A 24,552-nucleotide genomic window follows, 5' to 3' on the forward strand; every position below is an offset into this window, starting at 1 on the left:
CCAGCCGTGCCGTCGACTGCGAAGCCGACGACTCCGCAGCAGCCATCGGCATCAGCACCAGCCGCCGCTGCGAGCGTGAAGCCAACGCAGCTGGACAAGCTGAACCACGAGAGTGCCATTCCGCTTGTGCTGGAGGCACAGTCACGTTATCTGTACGCGATCAGCGGTGGCAGCTCGGTGGGCGAGTCGTTCCAACGGAACGGCAAAAGCTACCGTTACCTGTCCGAGGACATCGGGACCAAGACCAAGTTGATCAACTATCTGACGCAGGCTTATACCAAGCAGGCGAGTGAACAATTTGTGGGCAAATTTTTTGTTGAAATCAACGGTAAACTGGTGCAACTGGATGCAGATGGCGGTAATTTGCTAGAGTTTAACCGGGCTACGGCGAAAATGGTAACGATGACTCCAGTGAAGCGCAGCTATCTGCTGACCGTGCCTTATCCGGCGGAAACGAAGAAGGCGAACGAAAAAATCACCGTGAACTTCGAAAAGGTTGGCAGCTACTGGAAAATCAGCTCCGCACCGCACGTTATTTTTTAGATCAGCCATTTTTTAGATTAGCTATTGTATAAATTAGGAATTTTCTAAAATTAAAATTTTGCAAGGCTGTTCACGAATACGGTAAAGTGATGTTAGACTTGTTTCGCAAGCTCTAATTCAACTCAGAGGAGTGCTGTGCAATGATGACACCCATTAAGGTAAAAAACGTTAAGGATATTGAGAAGATCAATCAAATTGTATCCAACTATACCTACGATATCTGGATTCATGGCAAAAGCGGCATGGCAGATGCCAAATCCATTCTGGGCATGTATGTGCTGAAGCTGGATGAGCCGCTAACTCTGGTTGTACCTGATAACGTTAATCCGAAGAAGCTGTTTAAGGAGCTGGAGGAATTTATTCATTTTCCTGCTCAAGAAGCATAAGAGGCAAGATACACCTGTAGACACTGCATACTCTATTTACACGCAAAGAAGCCTGGGAATGAGCTCCCAGGCTTCTTTTTTTAATGCTCTTCCTCGTCCAGAAACGGGAGATTCACCGAGTAGTACATAACCCCCATAAGCAGCACACCGCCGACCAGATTCCCGAGTGTAACCGGAACCAGATTATGAATCACGCCAGCAACGGAGACAGTGCCCGGATGGTCTAGCACGAGCGCAATAGCGAAGGTGCACATATTGGCTATGCTATGTTCATATCCTGAAATGAAAAAGCAGAATACAAACAGCATCATCGCAAACATTTTTGCCCCGTTTTCCTTCATAAACATCGGAACAAAAAAGGCAAGGCAGACCAGCCAATTACACAATATAGCCCGGAAGAACAATTGCATTGCAGGCGCTTCCATCTTGTGCTCAACCACGTTCAGCAAAAAGCTGTTTACGCTGGAGGAGTCAAACAGTCCGGTCAAATAAATAAGGAGCGCAAATACTCCGGCACCCAGCAAATTACCGCCATAGCTGGCAGCCCACAGGCGAAGTACCTGCCCCCAGCGCAGCTTTTTACGGAGTGCCGCATAGGTGTAATAGAAGGTGTTGCCTGTAAACAAATCCCCGCCGCCGTATGCGATCAAAATGATGGCTGCCCCGAACGTGACTGCCGCCATGGGATAAGTGAATGGAGAATGCTCCATGTAAAAAAAGTTGCCCGTCTTGAACGCTACAATAACGCCGAACCCGATGAACATACTCGCCAGCATGGAACGTGCCAAATACCGGAGCAGGCTTTGCTTGTAAATTTTGTACTTCTTCATGGCTAGCTGTTCGACATTGCGTAAGCCTTCCGTCTCCATTCCAAAGACAACCCCCTATTTTCTTAGATGCAAGTCTTAAATATACTCGTTTTTTCAAAAATATGCCTAGTTAGCCAGCAGGCTGTCAGCTTAATAAACCAAGTTTTTGCAGTCCATACAAAATGCCGTCTTCATCTGCGCGTTTGGTCACCATTTTCGCCGCGGCCTTGGCCTCATCACAACCGTTGCCCATCGCTACGCTATTATGTATAGTGGTCAACATTTCTACATCATTCAAACCATCGCCAAAAGCGTATTGATTCTCTTCGGCAATGCCCAGTCTGGATGTAATTTCACGAATGCCCTTCGCCTTGGAGCCGGCGTGAGGAACAACGTCCACAGAACTCGGATGCCAGCGTACAAAATCAAAAGCCTTGAATACCGATTCATAAAACGGTTCCTCTTCTGTCGTACACATCAGCAGCGTCTGATAGATATCTCTTCCATGGAAATAAAGCGGATCGTACCCAACCGAAATCTTGGCCTTAAGCGTTTGGACCGATTTCTGCACAAGCTCATCGTTAGGAATATTGGCTTTCATGTCCATATGATCCATATATACGAGAGCATGATTATGTGTGAGGGCTAGATCCGTCATCGTCTGCAAAGCTTCCCTGTTCAACGGATTGGTAGCAACGACTTCCCCGCGCAGTACCACATATTGCCCATTAAAGCTAACATAGGAATCAATTTCTAACTGCTCGCGAATTTCCTTGAACATGAAAGGCGCACGGCCTGTTGCAATCGCCACCTCATGTCCTTGCTCTTTCAAAGCAAAGACAGCCTTTTCTGCCGTTAGCGGCATTTTCTTGTCATCGTCCAGTAACGTACCGTCGATATCAAAAAAGATAATCTTTTTGTCTGACATGTCCCAACACCTGACTTTCAATAATGTTATTGTCGAAATTGACTCATATGGATTCATTATATCAAAGGAACTGCTTATGAATACACAAATACGCATAAATCCTCATGAATACCTGACTTTTATAGCTTACAATATGAAATAAGGATTATTGTAAAATAGAACGTCTATCTCCTATTTTCATAGATGGGATGTGATCAACATGACAAAAATCCAGGTCTCACCGGAGCAACTGGATAGCGTGGCCTCTCAATTTGCCGATGCCCACGGAACGCTGTATAACCAGCTGAACGGTCTGGATCGCATAATGAACAACCTTCACAGCCAGTGGGATGGTATGGAGAGAAATCGCTTTTATAACGACTATCGGACTGCTAAATATACACTTTCTTCTGCATTAAGCAAGGTTCAATCCATTGAAATTGAGCTAAAAAGCATCGCATCAAAGTTCAGAAATGCGGATGGCGAGCGCACACGTGGCTTCTGGACAGCTTTGGCAGCGGCGATGAGTTCTAGTGCAGCGCCGACGGATAACGAAGAAGATGAAAGTTTCACTGGCGACCCCGCCAAGCGGACAAACCATCCGGACGAATGAAAAGAGGGGCAGCAGCGGATCAATACCATCAATATGAGCATCTGCTTAAAGATGCTGAGGCGATCGGTGATAAGCAGGTAATGCAGAAAATTTACGACAGAGAACACGCTCTAGGTAAAACGGCCCATACCGTCACCGGATATGGTATAGGTCTTATTTTGCCGCGTGGGACAGGCGTTGGTGGCGCAGGATCATATACCATCTACAGTCTTTTTTCTGGTACAGATGAGTGGCAGTTGGAAACTGTAAAGCTCGCTAACCGGAGAAGTCTGTAGATTTTTTTGTTTACCAAATTTTCCTGAAAACCGATATTTAAAATGATAGGATTCTCAAGCGGATTTTTCCAAGTAGATTAGAGCGTCGGCGCTTCAAAGAACTGTTGAAAACCCAGATTGGATCAGAGAGATGGGATTATAACTTTATAGATAAATTGAACAAGTTAAATAGAAACTGAGCATAGGGAGGAATCATATGCATCTTCTATTTTGCAGCGATCCATTTTTCACCATGGATATTGCTCGTATACAAACTTGAAAAAAGCTGTGGTGAACCGCGGATTATGGTAGAAGGCGCAGTGCTTCCGTTGAATTGGAAGGCTGCGCCTTTTTGTATTTTTACATCCTTATTGAGCTTCCCCGTTCAAATAACGATAAAAGGGAGCATCCACCCAGAAGTGGTAGCTTTCCACTTCTACATCTGGCTTGATCTTACGTAAGCCATCCGCAATGGAGGAAGCTCTGTCGATGAGCGAGAAAGACTGGGCGTAATAGCGCCCTGCGCTAACCCGGTTGTTCGCAATCTCCGTGTAGGCTGACCCGGGGGAAGAAAGAGAATAATAGAGTGGTTGCCACCAGGACTGAGTGATCAGGCCGATTTGGTCTTTGCTGTTCTTTTTGGCGTATTGGTTGATGATGGTGTCAAAACGATTTTTTTGCCCGATGGTGTCGAATTCAAGGGCAAGGTCATACTCCTTGGAGTAGGCGATGTAATTACCGTTATTGATTTGTACGACTTTATAGTCTTCGGTTTGGACAGGCTGTCCCCATTCTTTCAAGTATATAAAAGCCGAAGTTTTCGGTTCCAGCTGTACATGGGCTTGAATACCCTCGCTGCGAAGCAGCCCGATCAGCTGAATTGCATGCTTGAGATCACTGTGCCCATAGGTGATGGACAACTTCGGATCAAAATGGGCATCATAGCGGCTGTCCTTGATATTGTAGCCTGTGAACAGATTTTGCTGGAGACCTGCGTCGAACAGGGCTTGGAGCTCCGGGGATTGGACAAGTATCTGTGTATCATAGGCCTGATGGATTTTAGCAAAAATATCGTCGTCCTGTACTTGACCGATGATATTTTTGTATTCGCCGTGGAATGCCAGTACACGGCTTATCACTTTGGCGATGAAGATCGGATCGGCTTGTCTGTCCGGCTGGAAGGTGGACAGCTCGCTTGATGGCAGCAGCCCCGTATCTACAGCGACCGCCAGAGCCTGCGAGGCGGACAGATTGGTATCGGCAGCCCCAGCTAACGTACGAACACCAGATTTAGTCAGCACGGCTTGCATTTTATTCGCAGGGTATGTAGCAGCCAGTTCGGTCAATCCGGCGGCTTTTACGGCTATATGAATCGCGTCGTTTTGTGTCAGGGGGAGCAACGGATTTACATCATTGTTATCCAGTGTACCTTCTGCATACAGCGCCGCAGCTTGAAGATACAACGGGTCATTTGACTTTAAGCCTGTAAAGGCTGTTTTTTTATCTGCAGAAGTTGTACTTGAACTGTTCAGGTTTAGCACGGTAGCAAGGGCAGCGATATATTCTCCTTTTGTGGGGGTCAAAGATAGCTGAATGTTAAAACGGTCTTGCAGATAGGCAAGCTGGTTGTCCGAATCAGCAACAGTGCCTGAAGCGTAGCTGTTTACTTGCTGGACAACCGGGATTGTCTTCTGTGCGGCATAGGAATGAACAGGGCTGGAAAAGGCAGCGATGAGCAGGGCGGCAGATAGGGGGAGCATTTTCCAAGAGGATGGTCTTAGGCTAGCAAAAGGTGTAGTCATGTGAAATTTCCTCCTCAATAGGCTATATCTATTTTATATTATTCCTAGCGAAATACTTTAAATTTGATAGAATGATATCTTGTTCCTCTCAAACTGTCAATCCATCTAGAACAATAGGCTGAATTTTAGCTGCATATCTACTTGACCATACCTGCGCGATCCTTATGAATTTGCAATTGGGATGTCGAGTGGTGGATAATGGAATTGACTCTTTCAGCAAAAAAATAGGACTAATGATAGGGATGATGCCTAAAAAAAGTAGATCAGATTTACCGTATTTCTGTATATTATTGTAGAAAAAGATCGTAATTCAGGTTATAGTGAAGGAAGAATTTAACTAGGATGAATTTTACCCAAATACGTAATTGTGGAGGGAAATATGAGTACATTCAAAAATTGGCTGAATACAACAAAAAAGGGACTTGGAGATCAAGTTAAGAAGTTTAAGAATAAAGATTTTATGGAAGCTGTGGTTGCGGGCTGTGCGTTGGTGGCATTTGCAGACGGTACGATTAGTCCGGAAGAGAAAACAAAAATGGCCGGATACATAAATATCAGTGAGGAATTGAAAGTGTTTGATATGGGAGAGGTCATCAGCCGTTTCAATCACTATGTGGCGAATTTTGAATTTTCGCCTGAAATCGGTAAACAGGAAGCATTAAAAGCGATTGGCAAATTGAAAGGCAAGCCCGAAGTAGGCCGACTCGTCGTTGGTGTGTGTAGCGCTATTGGCGCAGCCGATGGTGACTTTGATGCTAATGAACGACGAATTGTTGCTGAAATTTGCGGAGTACTTGGTTTGAATCCGTCTGAATTTAGTCTGTAAATTTTACGGAAGGAGGTGTGTTAATTAGTGGCTGTAATTAATCTGGTCAAGGGTCAGAAAATTGATTTGACTAAAGGAAATACAGGACTAACCAAGGTTATAGCAGGATTGGGATGGGACCCGGTACAGTCCAAGGGATTTTTTGGCTTTAAGAAGCAACCCAATATTGATTGTGATGCTTCTGCCATTTTGCTGGACGCAAACGGGAAACTGACCCAGTCGGACAACGTAGTGTGTTTCCACAATAAAAAAAGTCCATGCGGCTCTGTCGTGCATTCCGGTGATAATTTGACCGGACAAGGTGACGGCGATGATGAACAAATTGCGATTGACCTGGCACGTATTCCTGCCAATGTCGACAAAGTGCTTGTTGTTGTAAATATATATGATTGCGTCAACCGGAAACAGGATTTTGGCATGATCGAGAAAGCGTATATCCGCATTCTGGACGGTGCGAACTCCAAGGAACTGGTGACGTTCAATTTATCTGATAATTATGAAGGACTGACTGCGCTGGTCTGTGGAGAGCTCTATCGTCATAATAACGAATGGAAGTTTGCTGCAATCGGTGAAGGCACCCATGCCGAACATATTGATGTGCTGGCTCAGCGTTACATGTAATTTTAATTGCTCATACAAAACTAATCAGAAACGGGGTTCTTACTCATGGCAATTAACTTATCTAAAGGTCAAAAAATTGATTTGACGAAAACAAACCCAGGGTTGTCCAAAATTACGGTTGGTCTCGGCTGGGACACCAATAAGTACGATGGCGGTAAAGATTTTGACTTGGACGTATCCGTATTCTTGGCGAATGCGGACGGTAAAGTGGAAACGGAAAAGAACTTCGTCTTCTTTAATAATCCACAAAATGAGAACGGTTCTGTCGTTCATACCGGTGATAACCGTACAGGTGACGGTGACGGAGATGACGAGCAAATTAAAGTTGATCTGAGCAGCGTACCTGCTAACGTAGAAAAGATCGCATTTACGATTACCATCTATGAGGCACAAGAACGCAACCAAAACTTTGGACAAGTGTCACGTGCTTATGCGCGTATCGTAAATGAGGCCAATAATGAAGAATTGGTTCGCTTTGATCTGGGAGAAGATTTCTCGATCGAAACAGGCGTTGTGGTAGGCGAACTGTATCGTCATAGCGGTGAGTGGAAGTTCAATGCCATTGGCAGCGGCTACCAGGATGGTCTTGCAGGGCTGACGCGCGATTACGGTTTGGCTTAAAAAATCTATACGAAGAAGGCAGGTATGCGGTATGACCATTAGTCTTTCCAAAGGACAACGTATTGATCTGACCAAAACAAATCCAGGCTTGACTCGTGTCGTCGTTGGTCTTGGCTGGGATACCAATAAATATAGTGGCGGCGCGGAATTTGACCTGGATGCTTCGGCTTTCCTGCTGTATGAAGACGGTAAAGCGAAGGCAGCTGACGATTTTGTATTCTACAACAACCCGACCGGTGGAGCGGGGGCTGTCACCCATACGGGCGATAACCGTACAGGTGAGGGCGACGGGGATGACGAGCAAATTATTATTGATTTTGCAAAAGTTCCAGCGAACATCCACCGTATCGGGATCACGGTTACGATTTATGATTATGAGGCACGTGCGCAAAACTTTGGTCAAGTATCCAATGCTTTTGTACGGGTGGTAGATGCAGCTACGGATCGTGAAGTACTGCGCTACGATTTGGGTGAGGATTTCTCCACCGAAACGGCCGTGGTTTTCTGTGAATTTTACCGTCACAATGCAGATTGGAAATTCCAGGCGATCGGTAGCGGCTTTGCTGGTGGATTGGGTGCGCTTGCTAAAAACTATGGCTTGGACGCTCAGTAATATCCACTTGGGGTGGTGTCCATTGGGGCGCTACCCTTTCTTTTTAAGCCATTGAATGGCGTGCGCTGACACATGACAAAAGGACAGAAAGGTGACACAATCATGGCTGTTATCGTAGTAAAGGGACAGAAGGCGGATTTGACGAAAACCAATCCGGGTTTGACCCATGTCAACGTAGGAATCGGATGGGAGTCACCAGCCGCTCTGGAGTTGGATACTTCCGCATTTTTGCTGGGTCCCGGAGGAAAAGTATCGGGCGATGAGGATCTGATCTTTTACAATAATCCGACCACACCTTTTATCACATATTCAGATGGACAACAGTTTGGTGACAAGAAACAATTTTCCCTTGATCTAACCAGAATCCCTTCACATATTGAGAAGATTGCGTTTACGCTCACCATTTATGATGCGGATCAAAAACGGCAAAATTTTGGACAGGTTCAAGGCGGATTTATACGTTTTGCTCATCCGGTTAGCGGAGAGGTTTTGCGCTTTAATTTGGACAGTGGATTTACAGTCGAAACGGCCATTGTTATAGGTGAGCTGTACCGCCATAACGGTGAATGGAAATTTAACGCGATTGGCGCGGGTTTTTCCGGTGGATTGGATGCGTTGTGTGGAAATTTCGGAATTGAAGTGGAAAATAATCCGGCGCCAGTTCCTCAGCCAACACCGCCGCCGGCGCCTCCTGCTCCAAAACCAGAGCCACCTGCAACTCCGGTGAATCTGAATTTGCGGAAAATTGAACTGAAGAAAAAGGGCGACACCATTAATCTGAAAAAGAGCTCCAGTGGTGGATTAGGTGAAATCCTGATCAACCTGAACTGGAATCAGGTGCAGCAGAGCAAGGGCTTTTTCAGTCGTGGCTCCAAGGGTGTCGATCTGGATCTGGGCTGCTTGTATGAGATGAAGAACGGAGATAAAGGTGTCGTTCAGGCGCTCGGAGAAGTTTTCGGTTCTCTGAATCGCTTCCCGTACATTGCCCTGGATGGCGATGATCGTACAGGCTCTGTGAAAACAGGGGAAAATCTCCGCATTAATGGCGCTAAAATTTCTGAGATCAAGCGAATTTTGGTATTCACGTTCATTTATGAAGGAGTCACGAACTGGTCTCAAGCGGACGGGGTGGTCACGCTGTACCAGAAGGATGGTCCGGACATTATCGTTCATCTGAATGAACATGACAACCGCAAAGGAATGTGTGCAATTGCCATGATCCAAAATGTGAACGATGAAACGTTCAGTATTGAGAGACTCGTGCAGTTCTATGGCGGCCATCGTGAGTTGGACCGTGCACATAACTGGGGCATGCGCTGGTCGCAGGGTAGTAAATAAACTGAATTATCGGAGGCACTCTTTTCATGTTGAATGATTTATTTCGAAATATCAGCGAGAACTACGGTCACTTCTTTTCATGGAGTGATGTTGTAGCTACACTTACTGACCCGGTGAGCTGGGGGATTATTGGTACGCTCATTTTGCTGGAAGGTCTTTTGTCGGCGGATAATGCCTTGGTTCTCGCGGTTATGGTTAAGCATTTACCGAAGGAGCAACAGAAGAGAGCCTTATTTTACGGGATTTTGGGTGCCTATTTATTTAGGTTCCTGGCCATTGGCCTGGGTACATTCCTTATCAAGTTCACGTTAATCAAGGTGTTGGGTGCGGCCTATCTTCTCTATATTGCTTATAAAGGTTTATTCAAATCCGAAGCAGAAGGAGAAGTGAAAAATAAGCCTACTTCCTTCTGGAAAACGGTATTAATGGTCGAGCTGATGGATATTGCCTTCAGTATTGACAGCGTCATTGCCGCTTTTGGTGTGAGCGAGAAAGTATGGGTTTTGTTCCTGGGTGGTATTCTTGGCGTTCTGATGATGCGTGGTGTTGCACAAGTATTTCTCAAGCTCATTGATAAATTTCCGGAACTGGAACAGACAGCCTTTATATTGATCGCCATTATTGGAGGTAAAATGCTGGCTGCTGCTTTTGGCTTTCATATGCCGCAACTCTTGTTCTTCGGCATTTTGATCGCCGTCTTTGTAGGTACAATGGTTATGAGCTCGGCAAAAAGAAAGAAAAAGGCCGACAAAGAGGCTTAATGTAGTACAAAGTATAGTGAAATCCCTCCTGAACTAAAGGGGGGATTTCTTTTATACCCGAGGCACAGGGCTTCAGTCAGGCAAGAAACAGGAGGAGGAGGAGAAGGCCCTGAAATATTTTAATGATTTGACCTTTGAGGAAATGGAAGCGATCTTTTGTACGCCGCCGTCGGAGTTTCATAACCGATCTCCCAAAAGTATATTAGCATATGCGGTAGGAGCGGCTTTGTATATGCCCGCGACTCGCTCGGAGGTAGCGGAAGAGATCAAAAACGGAAAACACGAAGGATTAACGACGGTCATGCTAGATTTGGAGGATGCTATAGGAGATCAGCAGGTCGGACAGGCGGAACAGTCACTGGCGGAGCAGTTGCTTCAGCTCATGTCGTATGTACGGACAGGTGTGATGAGTGAACAGAGTATGCCGCTGCTGTTTGTACGTGTGCGCTCTGTGGAACAGCTGGAACGGCTGCTGAGCGGGTTAGGAGAATCGTTGACACTGCTGACCGGCTTTGTTTTGCCCAAGTTCTCTTCTGATAATGGACGGGCGTATTTTGCACTTCTTGCTGAATATAACCGGAGTAGGGGGACGGATGCCGACATTCCTGTATTGTATGGTTTACCAATTCTCGAAAGCTCCAAAATCATTTACCGGGAAACGCGCTGGAAAGAGCTACTGGAGATCAAAGAGATTTTGGACGAGTATCAGGAGTATGTACTGAATGTGCGCATTGGGGCAACCGATTTCTCCAGCCTGTTTGGCTTGAGACGTAGTCCGGATATTACAATCTATGAAATTGCCGTCATTCGGGATTGCATTGCGGACATTATTAACCTGTTTGGACGGGTGGGCTCGGATTATGTCATTTCCGGTCCTGTATGGGAATATTTTGCTCATCGGGAACGTGTATTTAAGCCTCAATTAAGAGTGTCGCCTTTCGAAGATGCATTTGGCAAACAGGGACGCAACGTGCGGATGGACTTTATTTCAGATGCGATGGACGGACTGATCCGGGAAGTCATGATGGACAAAGAGAACGGGATTATCGGCAAAACGATCATCCATCCCTCCCATATTAAGCCGGTACAGGCCATGTACGTGGTGACACATGAGGAGTATATGGATGCCCTCGCCATTATGGAGCGTAATGACGGTAGTCTGGGTGTGTTCAAAAGTACCTATGCCAACAAAATGAATGAAATTAAGCCGCATCTGAATTGGGCTCATCGTATTATTAATAGATCAAAAGTATACGGGGTGTTACATGAACAACAACATTTTGTCAGTCTCTTACCCAAACACGAAAACACATCTGCTTCCCATCTTGGAGCAGTTCAGCGTTAAAATTACCGAGACACATAATCCATTCCACCTTCCTGTGGACAAGCTGTTTGCAATGGCGGCGAGGGTGAACAAGAAGCGTGCGTTTTTGTTTGTCAGCAAGGTGCTGGGCAAGCATATTCCAGTGAACCCTTACACCTCTCTGCTCGGCGGTGCGGCGCTGGCGGTCCTGCTGTATAAGGAGCTTGTCCCACAGGCGGGACCACAGATGGATCAGCTCATCGGAGAAGCCGTAAAAGGGCTTCTGAACGTGGAATATGCGGAGGAAGCCTATCGAAAGCTGATGAATGAGCGTTTAACTTTTGCCGAGCCCATCAAGTTTGTTGGTTTTGCCGAGACGGCTACGGCACTGGGACACAGTATGTACCATGTGTTTGCAGACGGTGCTTCGTATATTCATACGACGCGTGAGGATATTCCGGACCTTCAGCCGATCATTCGGTTTGAAGAAGAGCATTCGCATGCTGTTGATCATCGCTGCTATGCGCTGGATGAGCATGCATTTGCCGGAGATGGCCCCATCGTATTAGTAGATGATGAAATGACGACAGGTAAAACAACCCTTAATATCATTCGGGATATTCAGGCACATTTCCCAAGGAAGCAATATGTGATTGCTTCGTTATTGGATTGGCGGACAGACAGCGATGAGCAAACTTTCACCGATCTGGAGACAGAGCTGGGGATTACGATTACGACTTTAAGCTTGCTCAAAGGTGAAATCCAATTACTGGGGGTGCCCATGCTGGATCACGCAGCATACGCTGGGCAGGTCAGACACACCGAACATGCTGCTGCTAGCTTGGTCGAGGATACGGCAGAGGCTTCTGGAATAATTGACCACTGTTTTGAAAAGGATGCTTTCAGTTTTGAGCGAATACTGCACAGCTCCATCTCAACAGACGGTTGCACCAATACAGCGCCTTATTTGAAATATACAGGCCGTTTTGGCCTGCAATCCGCTGATAATGCGGCGTTGAATGCAGAAATTACGCGTGCAGCTGAACATTTGAATAAGCTTCGTTCAGGGCAGCGCACGTTGGTGATGGGTACGGGTGAATTCATGTACATTCCCATGCGGATTGCAGCGGAGTTAGGCCCGAATGTATTTTATCAGTCCACGACACGCAGCCCGGTTTACCCCCATCGAGAAAAAGGGTATGGCGTTGCTTGTGGTGTGACCTATCCCTCGCCTGATGATAGTACAGTACGCAATTTTATTTATAATGTAGATCCCGGTCAGTATGATGAAATATTTGTCTTGCTGGAAAGGGAGTCGAGCCCAGAGCGAATGCAGCCTATGCTGGATGCTTTGATCGGCCTGGGCTGTGATAAAGTACATGTAGTTTATTTTAACCGTTTAACTAGCCAGGAGAGTAAAGGAGCGCGGATATGAAGCAAGCACTTATTGAGCAAATACAGCAGAAGAACATTCATCCGCCCGAACCGTTAGGCAGTTATCCTGCATCGGATGTCACTTTCTTATTGAAGGATTTGAGCCGTGTTGCGTTGGAAAAAGGGACGGAGGATCGTGAAGAGGCGATTCAGTCAGGCGTCCATTATTCCGAAATGCTTCCAGTGGAGTATGAGCCTACAGCAGAGTATATTGCTCTGTTTCACGAAACGCTTGCTCAATCTGCTGCAAAGGTTGCGCTAGCCGCAGCTTCTGTGGCAGAGATGATTGTAAGAAAAAGGGGGCTGAATACGGCAATTGTTTCGCTTGCCCGAGCGGGAACGCCCATCGGTATCTTGATCAAGCGTTATATTGACTGGAAGTATGGCGTTTCCTTGCCGCATTACAGCATTTCCATTATTCGCGGCAAAGGCATTGACCGGAATGCCATTTTGTATATTTTACAGCAGCATGGGCTGGATATTGAGCTTCAATTTGTAGATGGCTGGACGGGAAAAGGAGCAATTCGGCAGGTGCTGATCGAGGCTTGTCGTGAGATGAACGCGGACTACGGATTGCGCCTGAATGATGATCTGGCGGTGCTGGCCGACCCGGGGAGGTGCTCAGATACCTTCGGTACACGGGAGGATTATTTGATCCCGAGTGCTTGTCTGAATTCGACCGTATCGGGTCTGATGAGCCGGACGGTATTGCGCGACGATCTGATAGGCCCGGACGATTTTCATGGGGCCAAATTTTATAAATCCTGGCGGTCGGTGGATCAGTCCATTACGTTTGTAGATACGGTTTCGGGTTACTTTCAAGATGTGGCTGCAACTGCCGCTGCGTATGCGGAACAGATGACCTTGAATCCACCTACGGTGACATGGCAGGGCTTGCGGGATATCGAGTCCATTCAAAAGGCTTTTGGTATCCGGGATATCAATCTGGTCAAGCCCGGTGTGGGGGAGACGACCCGTGTGCTGCTGCGCAGAGTGCCGTGGAAAATCCTGATCAACCGTGAAGACAATCCGAATCTCCGTCATATCATGCTGCTGGCACAGGATCGTGGCGTACCTGTCGAGGTTTTTGAGGGATTGACGTATTCCTGCTGCGGGATTATCAAGCCACTCAAGGGGGGACAAGGATGATTTATGCAAGCGACCTGGATCAGACGCTGATATATTCCAAACGTTCGCTTGGCGTGCCGCTGGAGTCCGCGGGGCTGTTGCCTGCGGAACACATTGACGGCGCAACAGCGGCGTTTATTTCAGCACAGGCTCTCCAACTGCTGAAGACGCTGCCGGAAAATATCATGTTTATGCCTGTGACGACTCGCACGATGGCACAGTATTCGCGGATCACCGTATTTCAAACGGAGCTGGTTCCAGCTTATGCCGTGACGAGCAATGGCGGTAACATCATCGTCGGGGGCGAGGTGGATCGAGAGTGGAATCGGCGTATTCACGAACAAGTACGCCGAGAGGGTGCCCATGCGGAAGAAGCACGTCAAGTGTTCGGACAGGTGCTGCATGAGGACTGGGTTATAAGTGAGAGCTATTGTGACGAGTTATTTTATGCTTTCGTAATTGAACGGGATCGTATGCCGCTGGAGCAGGTGTTGGAGAAGGCACGAATCATGCGTGAAATGGGCTGGGAGGTATCCATTCAGGGACGAAAGGTGTATCTGGTGCCTGCTGCCGTGAATAAGCAGGCAGCCGTGGAGCATATTCGTCACCTTACAGACGGCGGGCCTGTTGTGGCGTCTGGCGATTCTTTGCTGGACTGCTGTCTGCTCGACTATGCCGACTATGCGATTGCTCCGCGCCATGGTGAGCTATACCGGGAACAACTGCGGGATGAGCTGGAGGTCAATTACCGCTTTACGGAGCTGTCGGGTGCTTATGCAGCGGACGAAATCATGGCGTATGTCTATGAAATACACCGGAGTGTGTATGCAGCTCGAGCTTCATTTTCAGAATAGATAGGGGACGAGGCTCTGTGAAGAAGGTAAGGGTGTATTTTAACCGCTGGTTTTCAGTGGCGTATCATTATATGAATGCTATTCGTAACAATGAGGACGGTATTCCGTTCGAAATCTATGCGACCCACTCAGATCCTGAGCATATGGCTCTGCAGGCCAGTGATGTAGCTGAAGTGGAGCCATGCACAAGTGGTGTGGAGTATGCACGTTTTTGCGCCGATTTTTGCAGACGCCACGAAATTGACGTATTTATTCCACGCTGGAATATGCTTGATATTAGCAAGCATATTCATTGGTTCGACGATATTGGAACCAAGGTGATTGTCTGCCGGGATACCGAACTGCTGGAGCAACTGATGGAAAAGGATTTATTTTATGAATCCATTCGTCAAAAAGATATTGTCGCGATCCCGGATTATGCCATTGCCAGCAATGCAGAGCAGTTTAAAGAGGCTTATGAATCGTTAGCGGCACGCGGGCATAAGGTATGCTTCAAGCCATGCAATGCAGAAGGCGGAATGGGCTTTCGTATTATCGACAACGAACGTAACCCGCTGGAAGAGCTGTTCGGCCATGCGCTGAACCATATTTCCTTCGAGGAGGCACATCATGTGTTGTCATCCACCGAATCGTTTCCCAACCTGATGGTGATGGAACTGCTGGAGGGATACGAATACAGTATTGATTGCCTGGCTGACCGGGAGGGGAAGCTGCTGGCAGCAGTTCCGCGCAGGAAGGCAGGGGGGCGATTACGGCTGCTGGAGCAGCATACCGAACTACTGGATGTAGCGCATAAGATCGCTGACGCGTATCACATACCGTACAATTATAACATTCAGGTAAAATATAACGGCGAGCGCCCCAAGCTGCTGGAAATCAATCCACGGATGTCCGGAGGACTCCATGTATCATGCTTGTCCGGCATCAATTTCCCTTATCTGGCAGTGAAATCGGCTTTGGGTAACGAGGTCGGTCCACTTTATCCGCAATACGACATTTTAGCCAGTCATATCGAGCAGCCGATCACCATACGTAAATCCTTACATTGACACATGTAGAGTGTATTTTCTACAATATGGTAAGGGTTTACGTCAGGAGGTACAAGCTATGACGTCAAAAATGTGGGGTACCACCATTGCTGTGGTCAGCTATCTGATTGCGCTTTTATTGAGTTATTGGTTGCCCTTGTTTGTATGTTTGGCAATTCCGGTCATTTCTCTAGGAGGATATAGCGTCATTATGTCTGTCCGCCATCCTCGTCCCAATTTGACCGGTTCCGTGATTCCGATAGTACAGGAGCAGGCCGCTGATCCAGGGCAGCCAGTTCAGGAAGCTTCTGCTCCATTGGAGTCTACAACAGGAAAACCACATATACCAGACCCGATTTCCAGTGAATTTGCTCAGGTGATGGAGTATCTGGAGGTACTGGAGGATATGGTGATTTCCGAGGGACAGAAGGATGCGCTTGATAACGAAATTGTCGAGAAGGCACTGGCTCTGTTTGCACGTTTGCAACGGGTGATTCCGCTTTTACATGAATTAAACAATAGCGAAGTGAACCACACGGTTCGGAGGCTGATTTTAAAGGATCTGAATGGGCTGATTAACCCGTTCCTTCGGCTCAGCGGCGAAGCCAAGCGGACCAACCGGAGGACATTATTAAACGGGTTGCGAGATGTGGATAGCAAAATATCAGTGATTGTATCCACGGTGGAGCATAAGGATCTGATGGAATTACAGAGCAAAGCCGAGCTGATTCACCAGCGGTATAGCGGTTCGGAATTGTAAGCTCATTTTTAGGAAAATAAAAAATCAGCAGCATAGCTGCTCTGAATAACAACGATTAGCCTCGGGTAACAGTTGTATTCAGAATAGGAGGTAGCATGATGGCGACCCCATGGGCTGAATTGAAAAAAGAAGATGAACAAAAGGTGACCGAGGAGGCTTCACAGCTGATTCAGAAGGTATCACGCAGCGATGTCATGAGCCTGGATACCTTAATGGATGACATCGGCAAGCTGGGAGTGAAAACGCAGGAGCGTGCTGGACAGACTCTTCGGATGCTGGATCGTCCGGTGAATGATCTCATGTCCGGTGATCGGGCCGAGGTATCGAACATGATCTTAAAGCTGCGGGACGAATGTGAAGCGCTCCAGCAGAGTAAAAATGTGAGCTTTTTTGGCAAGCTTATACGCAAGAGTCCGCTGAAAAACTACATTTACAAGTATCAGTCTGTTAAGACAAACATTGAGAAAATCATTACTGCCTTAAGAGATGGCAAGGACAATCTGGAAGAAAACATTGTCAGCATGAGGCAGTTGAAAAGGGCTTCCATTGAAGAAATCTACAATTTACAGACGAAGATTGCCTTTGGCAATCGCTTGAAAGAGCTGTTCGAGACGGAGATTGCCAAGCCGGAGAATGAAAACCGTAAGCCTCATCTGGAGCGGGGATTACGTAAGGTGGTTACACGCACGCAGTCGATGACTGAAATGATTTTGTTGTATAATCAGGCGATAGCGGCAACGGATATTATTAATGATAATAATGATAAGCTGATTGACTCTGTAAATAATGCGATTGATAAAACATCGAATCTGATTACCGTATCGGCTATGATCGCGATGGCACTGGCCGATCAGGACAAAATCATTTCAGCCGTCGATGCGACCAATCGCACCATTGAAGACCAATTCAAGGAAAATGCCAAGCTTCTCAAAACGACGACCGAGAGAACGACGGATTTACTTAGCAAGCCTTCGATGTCACTGGAGGCTGTGAATCAGGCGATTGGCGATTTGGTAGCTGCTTTGGATCTGTCGGAAAAATCCAACCGTCGAATTATTGAAAGCTGCCAGGATTATACAAGCAAAATGACGACAATCAACGCTAACCTTAGCCAACGTCTAGGGATCGAAGGGAAAGAACAGTCCACAACACTGAAGGATAACGATTCCTCCGATGGTCTAAGCTCGTTTCTGAACTGATTTTAACCAATTAAAATTATAAACCTAACCTATTGAAAAGACGCCAGGGCGACCCTGAAAGCGTCTTTTTTGGTTTGACAGTGGCCAATAAAGGACATGATGAACATACATAGCATTCTCGTGCATAAACTCTTAAAAAGCGAATTACAAAGGAGAGAACGAGCGTATGATGTCCTTTATTCTGGTGTGTGTGATTGTCTATTTACTCGTGGCTGCCAGCAGCGAAAAAGCCGATTCTATTATGGAATTAAATGATTCTGTGAAATAAAATTTTTTATTGAAAACCATGCATTTTCTGATAGGATAGAGTTAAATATTGGAATCTAAAAGGAGAATGCATGCTGGAATTTTCATTTGAAATCATCGACGAATCGAAAATCAACATTGTGTATCAGTATGGAAGCAGCAGCTTTAATTTCAATTTGTTTTTTAAATACGGTGTGTGGACGCTGCATCCTTTTGACGGAATTCTGCTGCAAAACAAGGAAATGTGCCGTCTGATCGTTGCCGAACTGTTTAAGAACAAGGATTTTCATGTCATGCTGGCGCGGGAAAATATTTTATTGTCGGCCCTGCGTACCTCCATTGATCTCAATCCGGAAACACGAGCAGAGCGATATCAAGAACAGGAGCCTGATGAGCTGTCTGAATTTGCGGAGACGCACAGCTTTGAAGAGGTGCTGCAAATCGAGCAGGATTTCATCCGCGAGCGTATGGATTTTTTCCAAAACATCATTCAAAAAATGTATATGGAAGGATTCGGTCCGGAAGACAGTGATTTTAACAAGGTACAAGCTATCATCCGAATTTACAAAGCTGCACATGACCAGCTCGGAGATTTGAGCGACTTCCCCTTGAGAGGCGACGAACGACGCAGATGGTAAAGTAGAGGAGACAAGGCAATAAAGTGACCCGCGAGAAGGTCACTTTTTTCAAAGTTTCCGTCTTACGGATCACAGTTCAAACCCACAGACTGTCTCTTTTTCGTTATCTTTCTCGTGTAAGCATAGTGAGGCATGGTGATTACTGTCCATTTAGTCATCAATACCCAAAAGATACTGGTATTTTTCTGGTTCATTGCGAATATCGACGGCAAGCTCTTCGTATTGGGTTGAAAGAACGATAGTACGAATACGTTGCGCTTCCGGATCTTTTGGTTCCAGGAAGCCTTCTTCAATCCACCTTTTAATTTTTTCTCTTACCGTCCGTTCACCAGCGTCCAATAGCCTACAAATTTCAGTTATAGAGGAGGTGTTTTGCTTAAATACCAATTGACGGAATAGCGAGCGTTGCTGTATGTCCAGTTTACGGATCAGTTCAGGTTCTACCCTGAGCATCTCGCTATTTTTTTGTCGAACAATTTCTGATGCTTCTGAGTATACTTCGGCTAATCCATTCAAAAAGTATTCTAACCAAAGGGTTATATCTGCATCATTTCGACCGAAATAATAATTATGGGAAAGCTTCATTTGCAATGCACGGTAATAATCATTTAGGTTTCGATCATAGAAATTTTCTAAGACAAACAATCCTTTCAGACCATAACCCCCTCTACGCAAAATGTATGTGGCGATCATACGAGCGGTTCGTCCGTTGCCATCCATGTACGGATGAATAGTTAGAAACTGCCACATTGCTATTCCTGCTTGAATCGGAACAGCTAAATTCACATTGTGTGGTGAATTGACCCATGCAATCAAGTCTTCCATCAGAGTAGGAACATCTTGAGACTCCGGTGGGAGATAAAAGCCTGTCTGATTGCGGTCGCCCACTTTGTTTTGTTCATTACGGTATTCGCTCAGCTTGGGTCTCCGCCCATGTACTACTTTGATGATAGCATGTAGTTTTTTAATCCATTCCTCGGTAATAGGCAGTTCACGCTGCTCCGACTCATCAAGAAATTCAATTGCCTTCATCAAGTTATAAATTTCTTGTTCCTCATCGTTTTTACTGGATTTATAAAGAACCCTACGCTTAGCTTCATTGTCCAGTGTATTACCTTCCATTTTGGTTGAAAGAAGGACAGTAACCTCTTGAGCTTCTTTTTTTAATTCCTCAAGAATCGTTGCCGGAAGCGGAAGCTGTTCTACAACTACGCTGGAGCGTTCTATTTTCAGTAAGTTATTAATCATTGACGACGTAATAGTAAATCTTGGTTTAAACATAATAAACCCTCCTTTTAATTATATTTTAACACATTTACCGCTAAATTACCGCAAATGAAATAATTATTAGTGATTTTAATGAAAAATCAATAAAAAAGAGCCCCACGAATAAACTTCGCAGAACTCTCTCTTTGCGTTATCTGGATTAGGACACACTGTAGCCAAGTGATTTAAACTTGGCCTACCTCTCTTCCCATCTATACACCCACTCTAAAACGTATAGAAGCATTACGGCGGTTGCCAGCGGAGCGGGCAGAATTGTTCTGGAGAAGCGGAGCGTTCGCTTTTGTCCTCGGATTTTAACCTTTACAGGTTTTATACAATAATAAAAATCCGGGGGCGGTGGCGATCGGAAGAACAATCTGCACGCGCAGCGCCTATCAACCGCAAGAAAGCTTCTCATACGCCCTAACTAACTTATTCCCATTAAAATCAGCGAGCACAACATAAGCCCCGCCCCGCACCCCGAGGTATACACCTTGAGGTGGCGAAGCATGGACATTTTCCAGGCCGATAGAGCTTCATCGGAACGTAAGCGTTCGTTTTCCGCCTGTAGTGCCTTGGATTGGCGGATGAACAGCTGTCTGATGTCGGCAAATCCCCGCAGGAAAAGGGTGAGAAAGCCGCTTTGCAGAACGTGGAAGATCGCACCGATCACCAAGCCGAGCAAGCCCAACAGGAATAGCAGGTTGGCAGTAGCCATCGCTTCACGACCATTCATGATCTGGGGTGAGGCGTACATAAAACCCAAGGTGCCGACGATCAGGGCAGTGATCCCAAAACGTAAAATCATTATTTTTCGACCCGTTTCGCAAAGCGCAGATCCGGGTTCGAACGAGCATCGAACACTATGCCTTGAATTTTAGGACTGATTAACGCTGTGTCCGCAGAGAACTGGATCGGAATAATCGGCAGATCCTCCATCAATACGTCTTCCGCCTGATGAAGCTGCTCGAAGCGTTTGGCCGGATCAAGCTCATAGGTTGAGGATTCAATCAGCTTGTCATATTCCGGGTTGCTCCAGTTGGTAAAGTTGTTCGAATTTTTGGAAGTATAGTGTCCCAACACGCCGAGCGGATCAAGGAAGTTTCCTTCCCAGCCCATACGGGCAATCTGGAAGTTCTTTTGCTTAAAGGTGTCAATGTACGTTTTCCATTCCTGATTTTCCAGTGCCACTTCAACGCCCAGGTTTGTTTTCAGCATTTCCTGAATCGCTTCGGCTACTTTTTTGTGCTTGTCCGACGTGTTGTACTTGAAGGTGATCGGTGGCAGCTTGGTTAAACCTTCTTCTTTCAGGCCTTCGGCCAGCAATTGTTTCGCTTTCGCAGCGTCGAATTCATAGTATTTCTTCGGAGCTTCATCACGGAAGTCCTTGCCGGATGGCGTTGTTGTTCCGTATGGAACGTATCCGTAAGCCGGAGTTTCGCCACCCTTGGTGACACTGGTCGCCAGTGCTTCGCGGTCAATCGCATAAGCGATGGCCTGTCTGATTTTTTTATTGTCAAACGGCTTTTGTTTTACGTTAAAAGAATACGTGTACACACTGAAAGACGGATGTGACAGGAATTCCTTATTGCCTTTTTCCTGATCCAAGGTATCCACTGGAAGGCTCAAAATCAGGTCCAGGTCACCTGTTTTGTACATTTGATAATAGGTTGTGGAGTCTTGAACCATTTTAAAGTTGATGGTTGCCATCGTAATGGCGTCTTTGTTCCAATATTGATCGTTTTTCGTCAGCGTAATTTGCTCGTTATGCTTCCATTCCTTAGCTACATACGCGCCGTTGCCGACAATTGTACCCGCTTCTGCTGCCCATTTGTCGCTTTTCTCAACCACGGCTTGGTTGACTGGCAGATAGGCATGACCCACGGCGATGGTTGGGAAGAAGCTCAGCGGTGATTTCAGCTCAACCACCAGGGTTTTGTCATCCTTGGCTGTAACACCTACGTCTTCGATTTTACCTTTGCCTGTGTTGTAGGCTTCGGCTCCTTTGATGTAGTACAGGGCGGAAGGATCGTAGGCAGCTGTTTTTGGATTCAGTACCCGCTTCCAGGAGTATTCAAAGTCCTTGGCCGTCAGCGGGTCACCGTTCGACCATTTGGCACCGTCGCGGATGGTGAAGGTGTATGTTTTGCCGTCAGGAGATACGTCTACTTTGCTGGCAGCACCTTCTACGATTTTGCCGGCTTTGTCGTATGTATACAGCCCTTCGTACAAGTTATCAATAACAAAATAGGACGTTGTATCGGACGCGAAAGCAGGGTCCAGCGTGTAAGGCTCGCCACCTGCCAGATTGGCTGTGATTTCTTGCGGGATATCTGCCTGAGGCGCAGCGGACGGATCGTTGCTGGCTGCTTTGTCCGCAGTACCGGAGCATCCGGCCAAAGCCGTTACGGCCAAAAGTAAGATGATAGTCATCCAATGTATTTTTTTCATCGTGGTTTTCCTCCATTACTATAATTAGTTATGCAAAAGGGGTAGTTATCCAAAAAATAAGATGTATTCTCTTGGGATTCATTCCTCCTCCCTTCCGGCAGGTATGCCGCGTGTGCGCACTTCCATAAAGGCACTGCCGTTTGTTCTGCGCTCAGGTGAGAAACAGCGGATCATGTTACATCCCTCCTTGTCCATTGGTATATCCCTGTTGCTAGTGCTGCGAACGCGGATCAAGCGCATCCTGAAGCCCGTCTCCAAGCGTATTGAACGCCAGCATGGTGAGCGAGATCATCAACCCCGGAAAGAACAGGCGCCACCATTGACCACTTAAAATAACGCCAAGTGAATCGTTAGCCATCGTCCCCCAGCTGGCGGATGGAGACTGAATCCCCAGACCAAGAAAACTTAGGAACGATTCGGCAAAAATAGCCGATGGGATGGTAAACGTCAGATTCACGATAATAATGGCCGCTGCATTCGGCAGCAAATGCCTGAAAATAATGCGCGAATGAGATGTCCCCAAGCTGCGGGCAGCCAGCACATATTCCTGCTGCTTGAGCTGCAAAATTTGTCCGCGAACCACACGCGCCATCCCGACCCATCCGGTAATGGACAAAGCAATAATCATCGTGAGCAGTCCCGGCTTCATAATGACGAGCAGCAAGATGATGATCAGCAGATAAGGGATGCTGTATAAAACTTCAATAATACGCATCAGAATGCTGTCGATCCGGTCGCCCGTTTTACCGTGTCCCGCACAATAGCCGGCAACACAGCCCACGAGAATGCCCAGCACCAAATCAATGGCGGCAGCGGCGAAGCCAATCATGAGTGATATTCTGGCCCCGGCCCATGTCCGTGCCCATACATCTCTGCCCAGATCATCCGTACCAAACCAGTGCTCCCCTGAGGGAGGAAGATTCGTCTTCAACAGGGATTGGTCGCTGGGCGCAAAAGGAACCATGGAAGGGCCGCAAATTGCTAACGCTATGATGATGATCAGCAAGGAAAGTCCCAGCAGGGAAAGCTTATTGTTGAGCAGTCTGCGAAGCCGATTCCGCCAAGGTGATTCTTTGGGTCTGGTCCACGTGGGGACAGGCTTCTGGCTGTGGTCTACGGGACTGAACAGGCTGTCCCTTTCGACGGTAGGTGCTGCTTTCATGTTAATCTCCTTTGCTGACTAATTTGATTCGTGGATCGACAAGACGATAGGATATATCAATTAGAAATAACGTAACGACCAGAATCACACTGTAGAAAATGGTCGTACCCATAATGACCGGGTAATCGCGGTTAAAGATGCTGTCTACAAAATATTTGCCGATGCCGGGAATGGCGAATATTTTTTCAACGACAAAGGTTCCTGTAATAACGGAAGCAAATAGCGGTCCGATAAAGGACAGCACCGGGATCAACGCATTGCGCAATCCGTGACGAATGACGATAACCCAAGAGGAAAGCCCTTTCGCTTTGGCGGTACGTATGTACTCCTGATGCATGACTTCCAGCATGCTCGTCCGCATAAAGCGGGCGATAACGGCAAGCGGTGAAACGGAGAGAGCCAGCGACGGAAGCACGGTATGCTGCCAGGTGCCCCATGAGGCGACCGGAAGCAGGTGCCATTTGACGGCGACATATTTGATTAACAGCGGCGCCAAAATGAAGCTGGGCACGGAAATACCGATAATCGCGATAAACATCGAGATATAATCCAGTGGTCGATTATGATGCAAGGCAGCCAGCGTTCCGAGCGAAATGCCCGCAATAATCGCAACCACGATGGATTGAATACCGAGGAGTGCAGAAGGTGGAAAACCTCTGGCAATGAGCATATTGACGTCCGTCGTTTTCGACTGAATAGACGGGCCCATATCCAGCACCAGCAGATTTTTGAGATACAGCACATACTGCACTGCGAGCGGCTTGTCCAGATTGTACCTGGCGCGCATATTTTGCAGCACTGCTTCCGGAATGGTTTTGGAATCGTTCGAGAACGGATCACCCGGAATGATGTGCATGATGATGAACGTTAAAGTGACGATAATCCACAACGTAACAAGCATCGTAAAAAGACGTTTTAAAATGTACATGGGGCTTTATTTCTCCTGTCTTTCTTGCTGATTTCCTTACTGAATTTTTTTATTGCGGATG

26 protein-coding genes are annotated in these 24,552 nt (G+C 46.7%); 18 read left to right on the top strand and 8 right to left on the bottom strand.

Annotated elements, in window-relative coordinates; translation table 11 throughout:
- Both WG8_RS27980 and WG8_RS04790 read left to right on the top strand, forming a co-directional pair.
- Positions 1–543, top strand: a 543-nt coding sequence (locus WG8_RS27980; protein ID WP_007428971.1) for a DL-endopeptidase inhibitor IseA family protein, incomplete at its 5' end; no start/stop codon positions are given.
- 140 nt (positions 544–683) lie between these two features.
- The gene (locus WG8_RS04790; RefSeq protein WP_007428972.1) at positions 684–929 is read left to right on the top strand and encodes an HPr family phosphocarrier protein; all 246 of its coding nucleotides are present in this window, start codon (positions 684–686) and stop codon (positions 927–929) included.
- Between the two features lie 80 nt (positions 930–1,009).
- Here the strand turns inward: WG8_RS04790 and WG8_RS04795 are convergent, their stop codons facing one another.
- Together WG8_RS04795 and WG8_RS04800 are read right to left on the bottom strand one after the other, a co-directional pair.
- Positions 1,010–1,798: a formate/nitrite transporter family protein gene (locus tag WG8_RS04795; protein WP_007428973.1), complete on the bottom strand. Its 789-nt coding sequence runs from the start codon at positions 1,796–1,798 to the stop codon at positions 1,010–1,012.
- Between the two features lie 85 nt (positions 1,799–1,883).
- Positions 1,884–2,666 carry a Cof-type HAD-IIB family hydrolase gene (locus WG8_RS04800; protein ID WP_007428974.1) on the bottom strand — a complete coding sequence of 261 codons (783 nt, stop codon included), beginning with the start codon at positions 2,664–2,666 and terminating at the stop codon, positions 1,884–1,886.
- 199 nt (positions 2,667–2,865) lie between these two features.
- Here WG8_RS04800 and WG8_RS27985 point away from each other — a divergent pair, with 199 nt between their 5' ends.
- Together WG8_RS27985 and WG8_RS27990 are read left to right on the top strand one after the other, a co-directional pair.
- Entirely contained in the window at positions 2,866–3,258 is a 393-nt protein-coding gene (locus WG8_RS27985) for a WXG100 family type VII secretion target (RefSeq protein WP_007428975.1), read from the top strand.
- Positions 3,255–3,533 carry a hypothetical protein gene (locus WG8_RS27990; RefSeq protein WP_007428976.1) on the top strand — a complete coding sequence of 93 codons (279 nt, stop codon included), beginning with the start codon at positions 3,255–3,257 and terminating at the stop codon, positions 3,531–3,533. The genes WG8_RS27985 and WG8_RS27990 overlap by 4 nt, the downstream gene beginning before the upstream one ends.
- Positions 3,534–3,880: 347 nt before the next feature.
- On the opposite strand, the gene WG8_RS04810 is transcribed toward WG8_RS27990, so the two are convergent.
- Positions 3,881–5,314 (bottom strand): hypothetical protein, encoded by a 1,434-nt coding sequence (locus tag WG8_RS04810; protein WP_007428977.1) that lies wholly within the window; start codon positions 5,312–5,314, stop codon positions 3,881–3,883.
- A 379-nt stretch (positions 5,315–5,693) separates the two neighbouring features.
- Here WG8_RS04810 and WG8_RS04815 point away from each other — a divergent pair, with 379 nt between their 5' ends.
- The 14 genes from WG8_RS04815 (at position 5,694) to WG8_RS04880 (ending at position 18,684) form a co-directional block, all read left to right on the top strand.
- The gene (locus WG8_RS04815; RefSeq protein WP_007428978.1) at positions 5,694–6,140 is read left to right on the top strand and encodes a tellurite resistance TerB family protein; all 447 of its coding nucleotides are present in this window, start codon (positions 5,694–5,696) and stop codon (positions 6,138–6,140) included.
- 27 nt (positions 6,141–6,167) lie between these two features.
- Positions 6,168–6,761, top strand: a complete 594-nt coding sequence (locus WG8_RS04820) for a TerD family protein (RefSeq protein ID WP_007428979.1) — start codon at positions 6,168–6,170, stop codon at positions 6,759–6,761.
- A gap of 45 nt (positions 6,762–6,806) precedes the next feature.
- Positions 6,807–7,382: a TerD family protein gene (locus tag WG8_RS04825; RefSeq protein ID WP_007428980.1), complete on the top strand. Its 576-nt coding sequence runs from the start codon at positions 6,807–6,809 to the stop codon at positions 7,380–7,382.
- 31 nt (positions 7,383–7,413) lie between these two features.
- The gene (locus WG8_RS04830; protein WP_007428981.1) at positions 7,414–7,995 is read left to right on the top strand and encodes a TerD family protein; all 582 of its coding nucleotides are present in this window, start codon (positions 7,414–7,416) and stop codon (positions 7,993–7,995) included.
- Positions 7,996–8,097: 102 nt separating this feature from the next.
- On the top strand, positions 8,098–9,333 hold the full coding sequence (locus WG8_RS04835) for a TerD family protein (protein ID WP_007428982.1): 1,236 nt from the start codon (positions 8,098–8,100) through the stop codon (positions 9,331–9,333).
- Between the two features lie 26 nt (positions 9,334–9,359).
- Complete coding sequence (locus WG8_RS04840; protein WP_007428983.1) at positions 9,360–10,094, top strand: TerC family protein; 735 nt, start codon at positions 9,360–9,362, stop codon at positions 10,092–10,094.
- 142 nt (positions 10,095–10,236) lie between these two features.
- The gene (locus WG8_RS04845; RefSeq protein WP_083837544.1) at positions 10,237–11,439 is read left to right on the top strand and encodes an HpcH/HpaI aldolase/citrate lyase family protein; all 1,203 of its coding nucleotides are present in this window, start codon (positions 10,237–10,239) and stop codon (positions 11,437–11,439) included.
- A gap of 52 nt (positions 11,440–11,491) precedes the next feature.
- On the top strand, positions 11,492–12,832 hold the full coding sequence (locus tag WG8_RS04850) for a phosphoribosyltransferase family protein (protein WP_007428985.1): 1,341 nt from the start codon (positions 11,492–11,494) through the stop codon (positions 12,830–12,832).
- Entirely contained in the window at positions 12,829–13,980 is a 1,152-nt protein-coding gene (locus WG8_RS04855; RefSeq protein ID WP_007428986.1) for a cysteine protease StiP family protein, read from the top strand. The genes WG8_RS04850 and WG8_RS04855 overlap by 4 nt, the downstream gene beginning before the upstream one ends.
- Positions 13,977–14,813: an HAD family hydrolase gene (locus WG8_RS04860; RefSeq protein WP_007428987.1), complete on the top strand. Its 837-nt coding sequence runs from the start codon at positions 13,977–13,979 to the stop codon at positions 14,811–14,813. Before WG8_RS04855 ends, WG8_RS04860 begins: the two co-directional genes overlap by 4 nt.
- 17 nt (positions 14,814–14,830) lie before the next feature.
- Positions 14,831–15,862, top strand: a complete 1,032-nt coding sequence (locus WG8_RS04865; protein ID WP_007428988.1) for an ATP-grasp domain-containing protein — start codon at positions 14,831–14,833, stop codon at positions 15,860–15,862.
- Between the two features lie 58 nt (positions 15,863–15,920).
- Positions 15,921–16,601 (top strand): hypothetical protein, encoded by a 681-nt coding sequence (locus WG8_RS04870; protein WP_007428989.1) that lies wholly within the window; start codon positions 15,921–15,923, stop codon positions 16,599–16,601.
- Positions 16,602–16,699: 98 nt separating this feature from the next.
- The gene (locus WG8_RS04875; protein WP_007428990.1) at positions 16,700–17,800 is read left to right on the top strand and encodes a toxic anion resistance protein; all 1,101 of its coding nucleotides are present in this window, start codon (positions 16,700–16,702) and stop codon (positions 17,798–17,800) included.
- A gap of 338 nt (positions 17,801–18,138) precedes the next feature.
- Positions 18,139–18,684, top strand: coding sequence for a hypothetical protein (locus WG8_RS04880; protein ID WP_007428992.1), 546 nt, complete (start codon positions 18,139–18,141; stop codon positions 18,682–18,684).
- A gap of 150 nt (positions 18,685–18,834) precedes the next feature.
- On the opposite strand, the gene WG8_RS04885 is transcribed toward WG8_RS04880, so the two are convergent.
- From WG8_RS04885 to WG8_RS04905, 5 genes are all read right to left on the bottom strand, one after another.
- A complete protein-coding gene (locus WG8_RS04885) occupies positions 18,835–19,965 on the bottom strand; it encodes a Fic family protein (RefSeq protein WP_007428993.1) in 1,131 nt (376 codons plus the stop codon).
- Positions 19,966–20,377: 412 nt separating this feature from the next.
- A complete protein-coding gene (locus WG8_RS04890; protein WP_007428994.1) occupies positions 20,378–20,758 on the bottom strand; it encodes a DUF3899 domain-containing protein in 381 nt (126 codons plus the stop codon).
- Positions 20,758–22,401 (bottom strand): peptide ABC transporter substrate-binding protein, encoded by a 1,644-nt coding sequence (locus WG8_RS04895; RefSeq protein WP_007428995.1) that lies wholly within the window; start codon positions 22,399–22,401, stop codon positions 20,758–20,760. The genes WG8_RS04890 and WG8_RS04895 overlap by 1 nt, the downstream gene beginning before the upstream one ends.
- 211 nt (positions 22,402–22,612) lie before the next feature.
- Positions 22,613–23,563 carry an ABC transporter permease gene (locus WG8_RS04900; protein WP_007428997.1) on the bottom strand — a complete coding sequence of 317 codons (951 nt, stop codon included), beginning with the start codon at positions 23,561–23,563 and terminating at the stop codon, positions 22,613–22,615.
- A 1-nt stretch (position 23,564) separates the two neighbouring features.
- The gene (locus WG8_RS04905) at positions 23,565–24,491 is read right to left on the bottom strand and encodes an ABC transporter permease (protein WP_007428998.1); all 927 of its coding nucleotides are present in this window, start codon (positions 24,489–24,491) and stop codon (positions 23,565–23,567) included.
- Between the last annotated feature and the right edge of the window lie 61 nt (positions 24,492–24,552).

The organism is Paenibacillus sp. Aloe-11 (assembly GCF_000245715.1).
GTDB classification, from domain to species: domain Bacteria; phylum Bacillota; class Bacilli; order Paenibacillales; family Paenibacillaceae; genus Paenibacillus; species Paenibacillus kribbensis.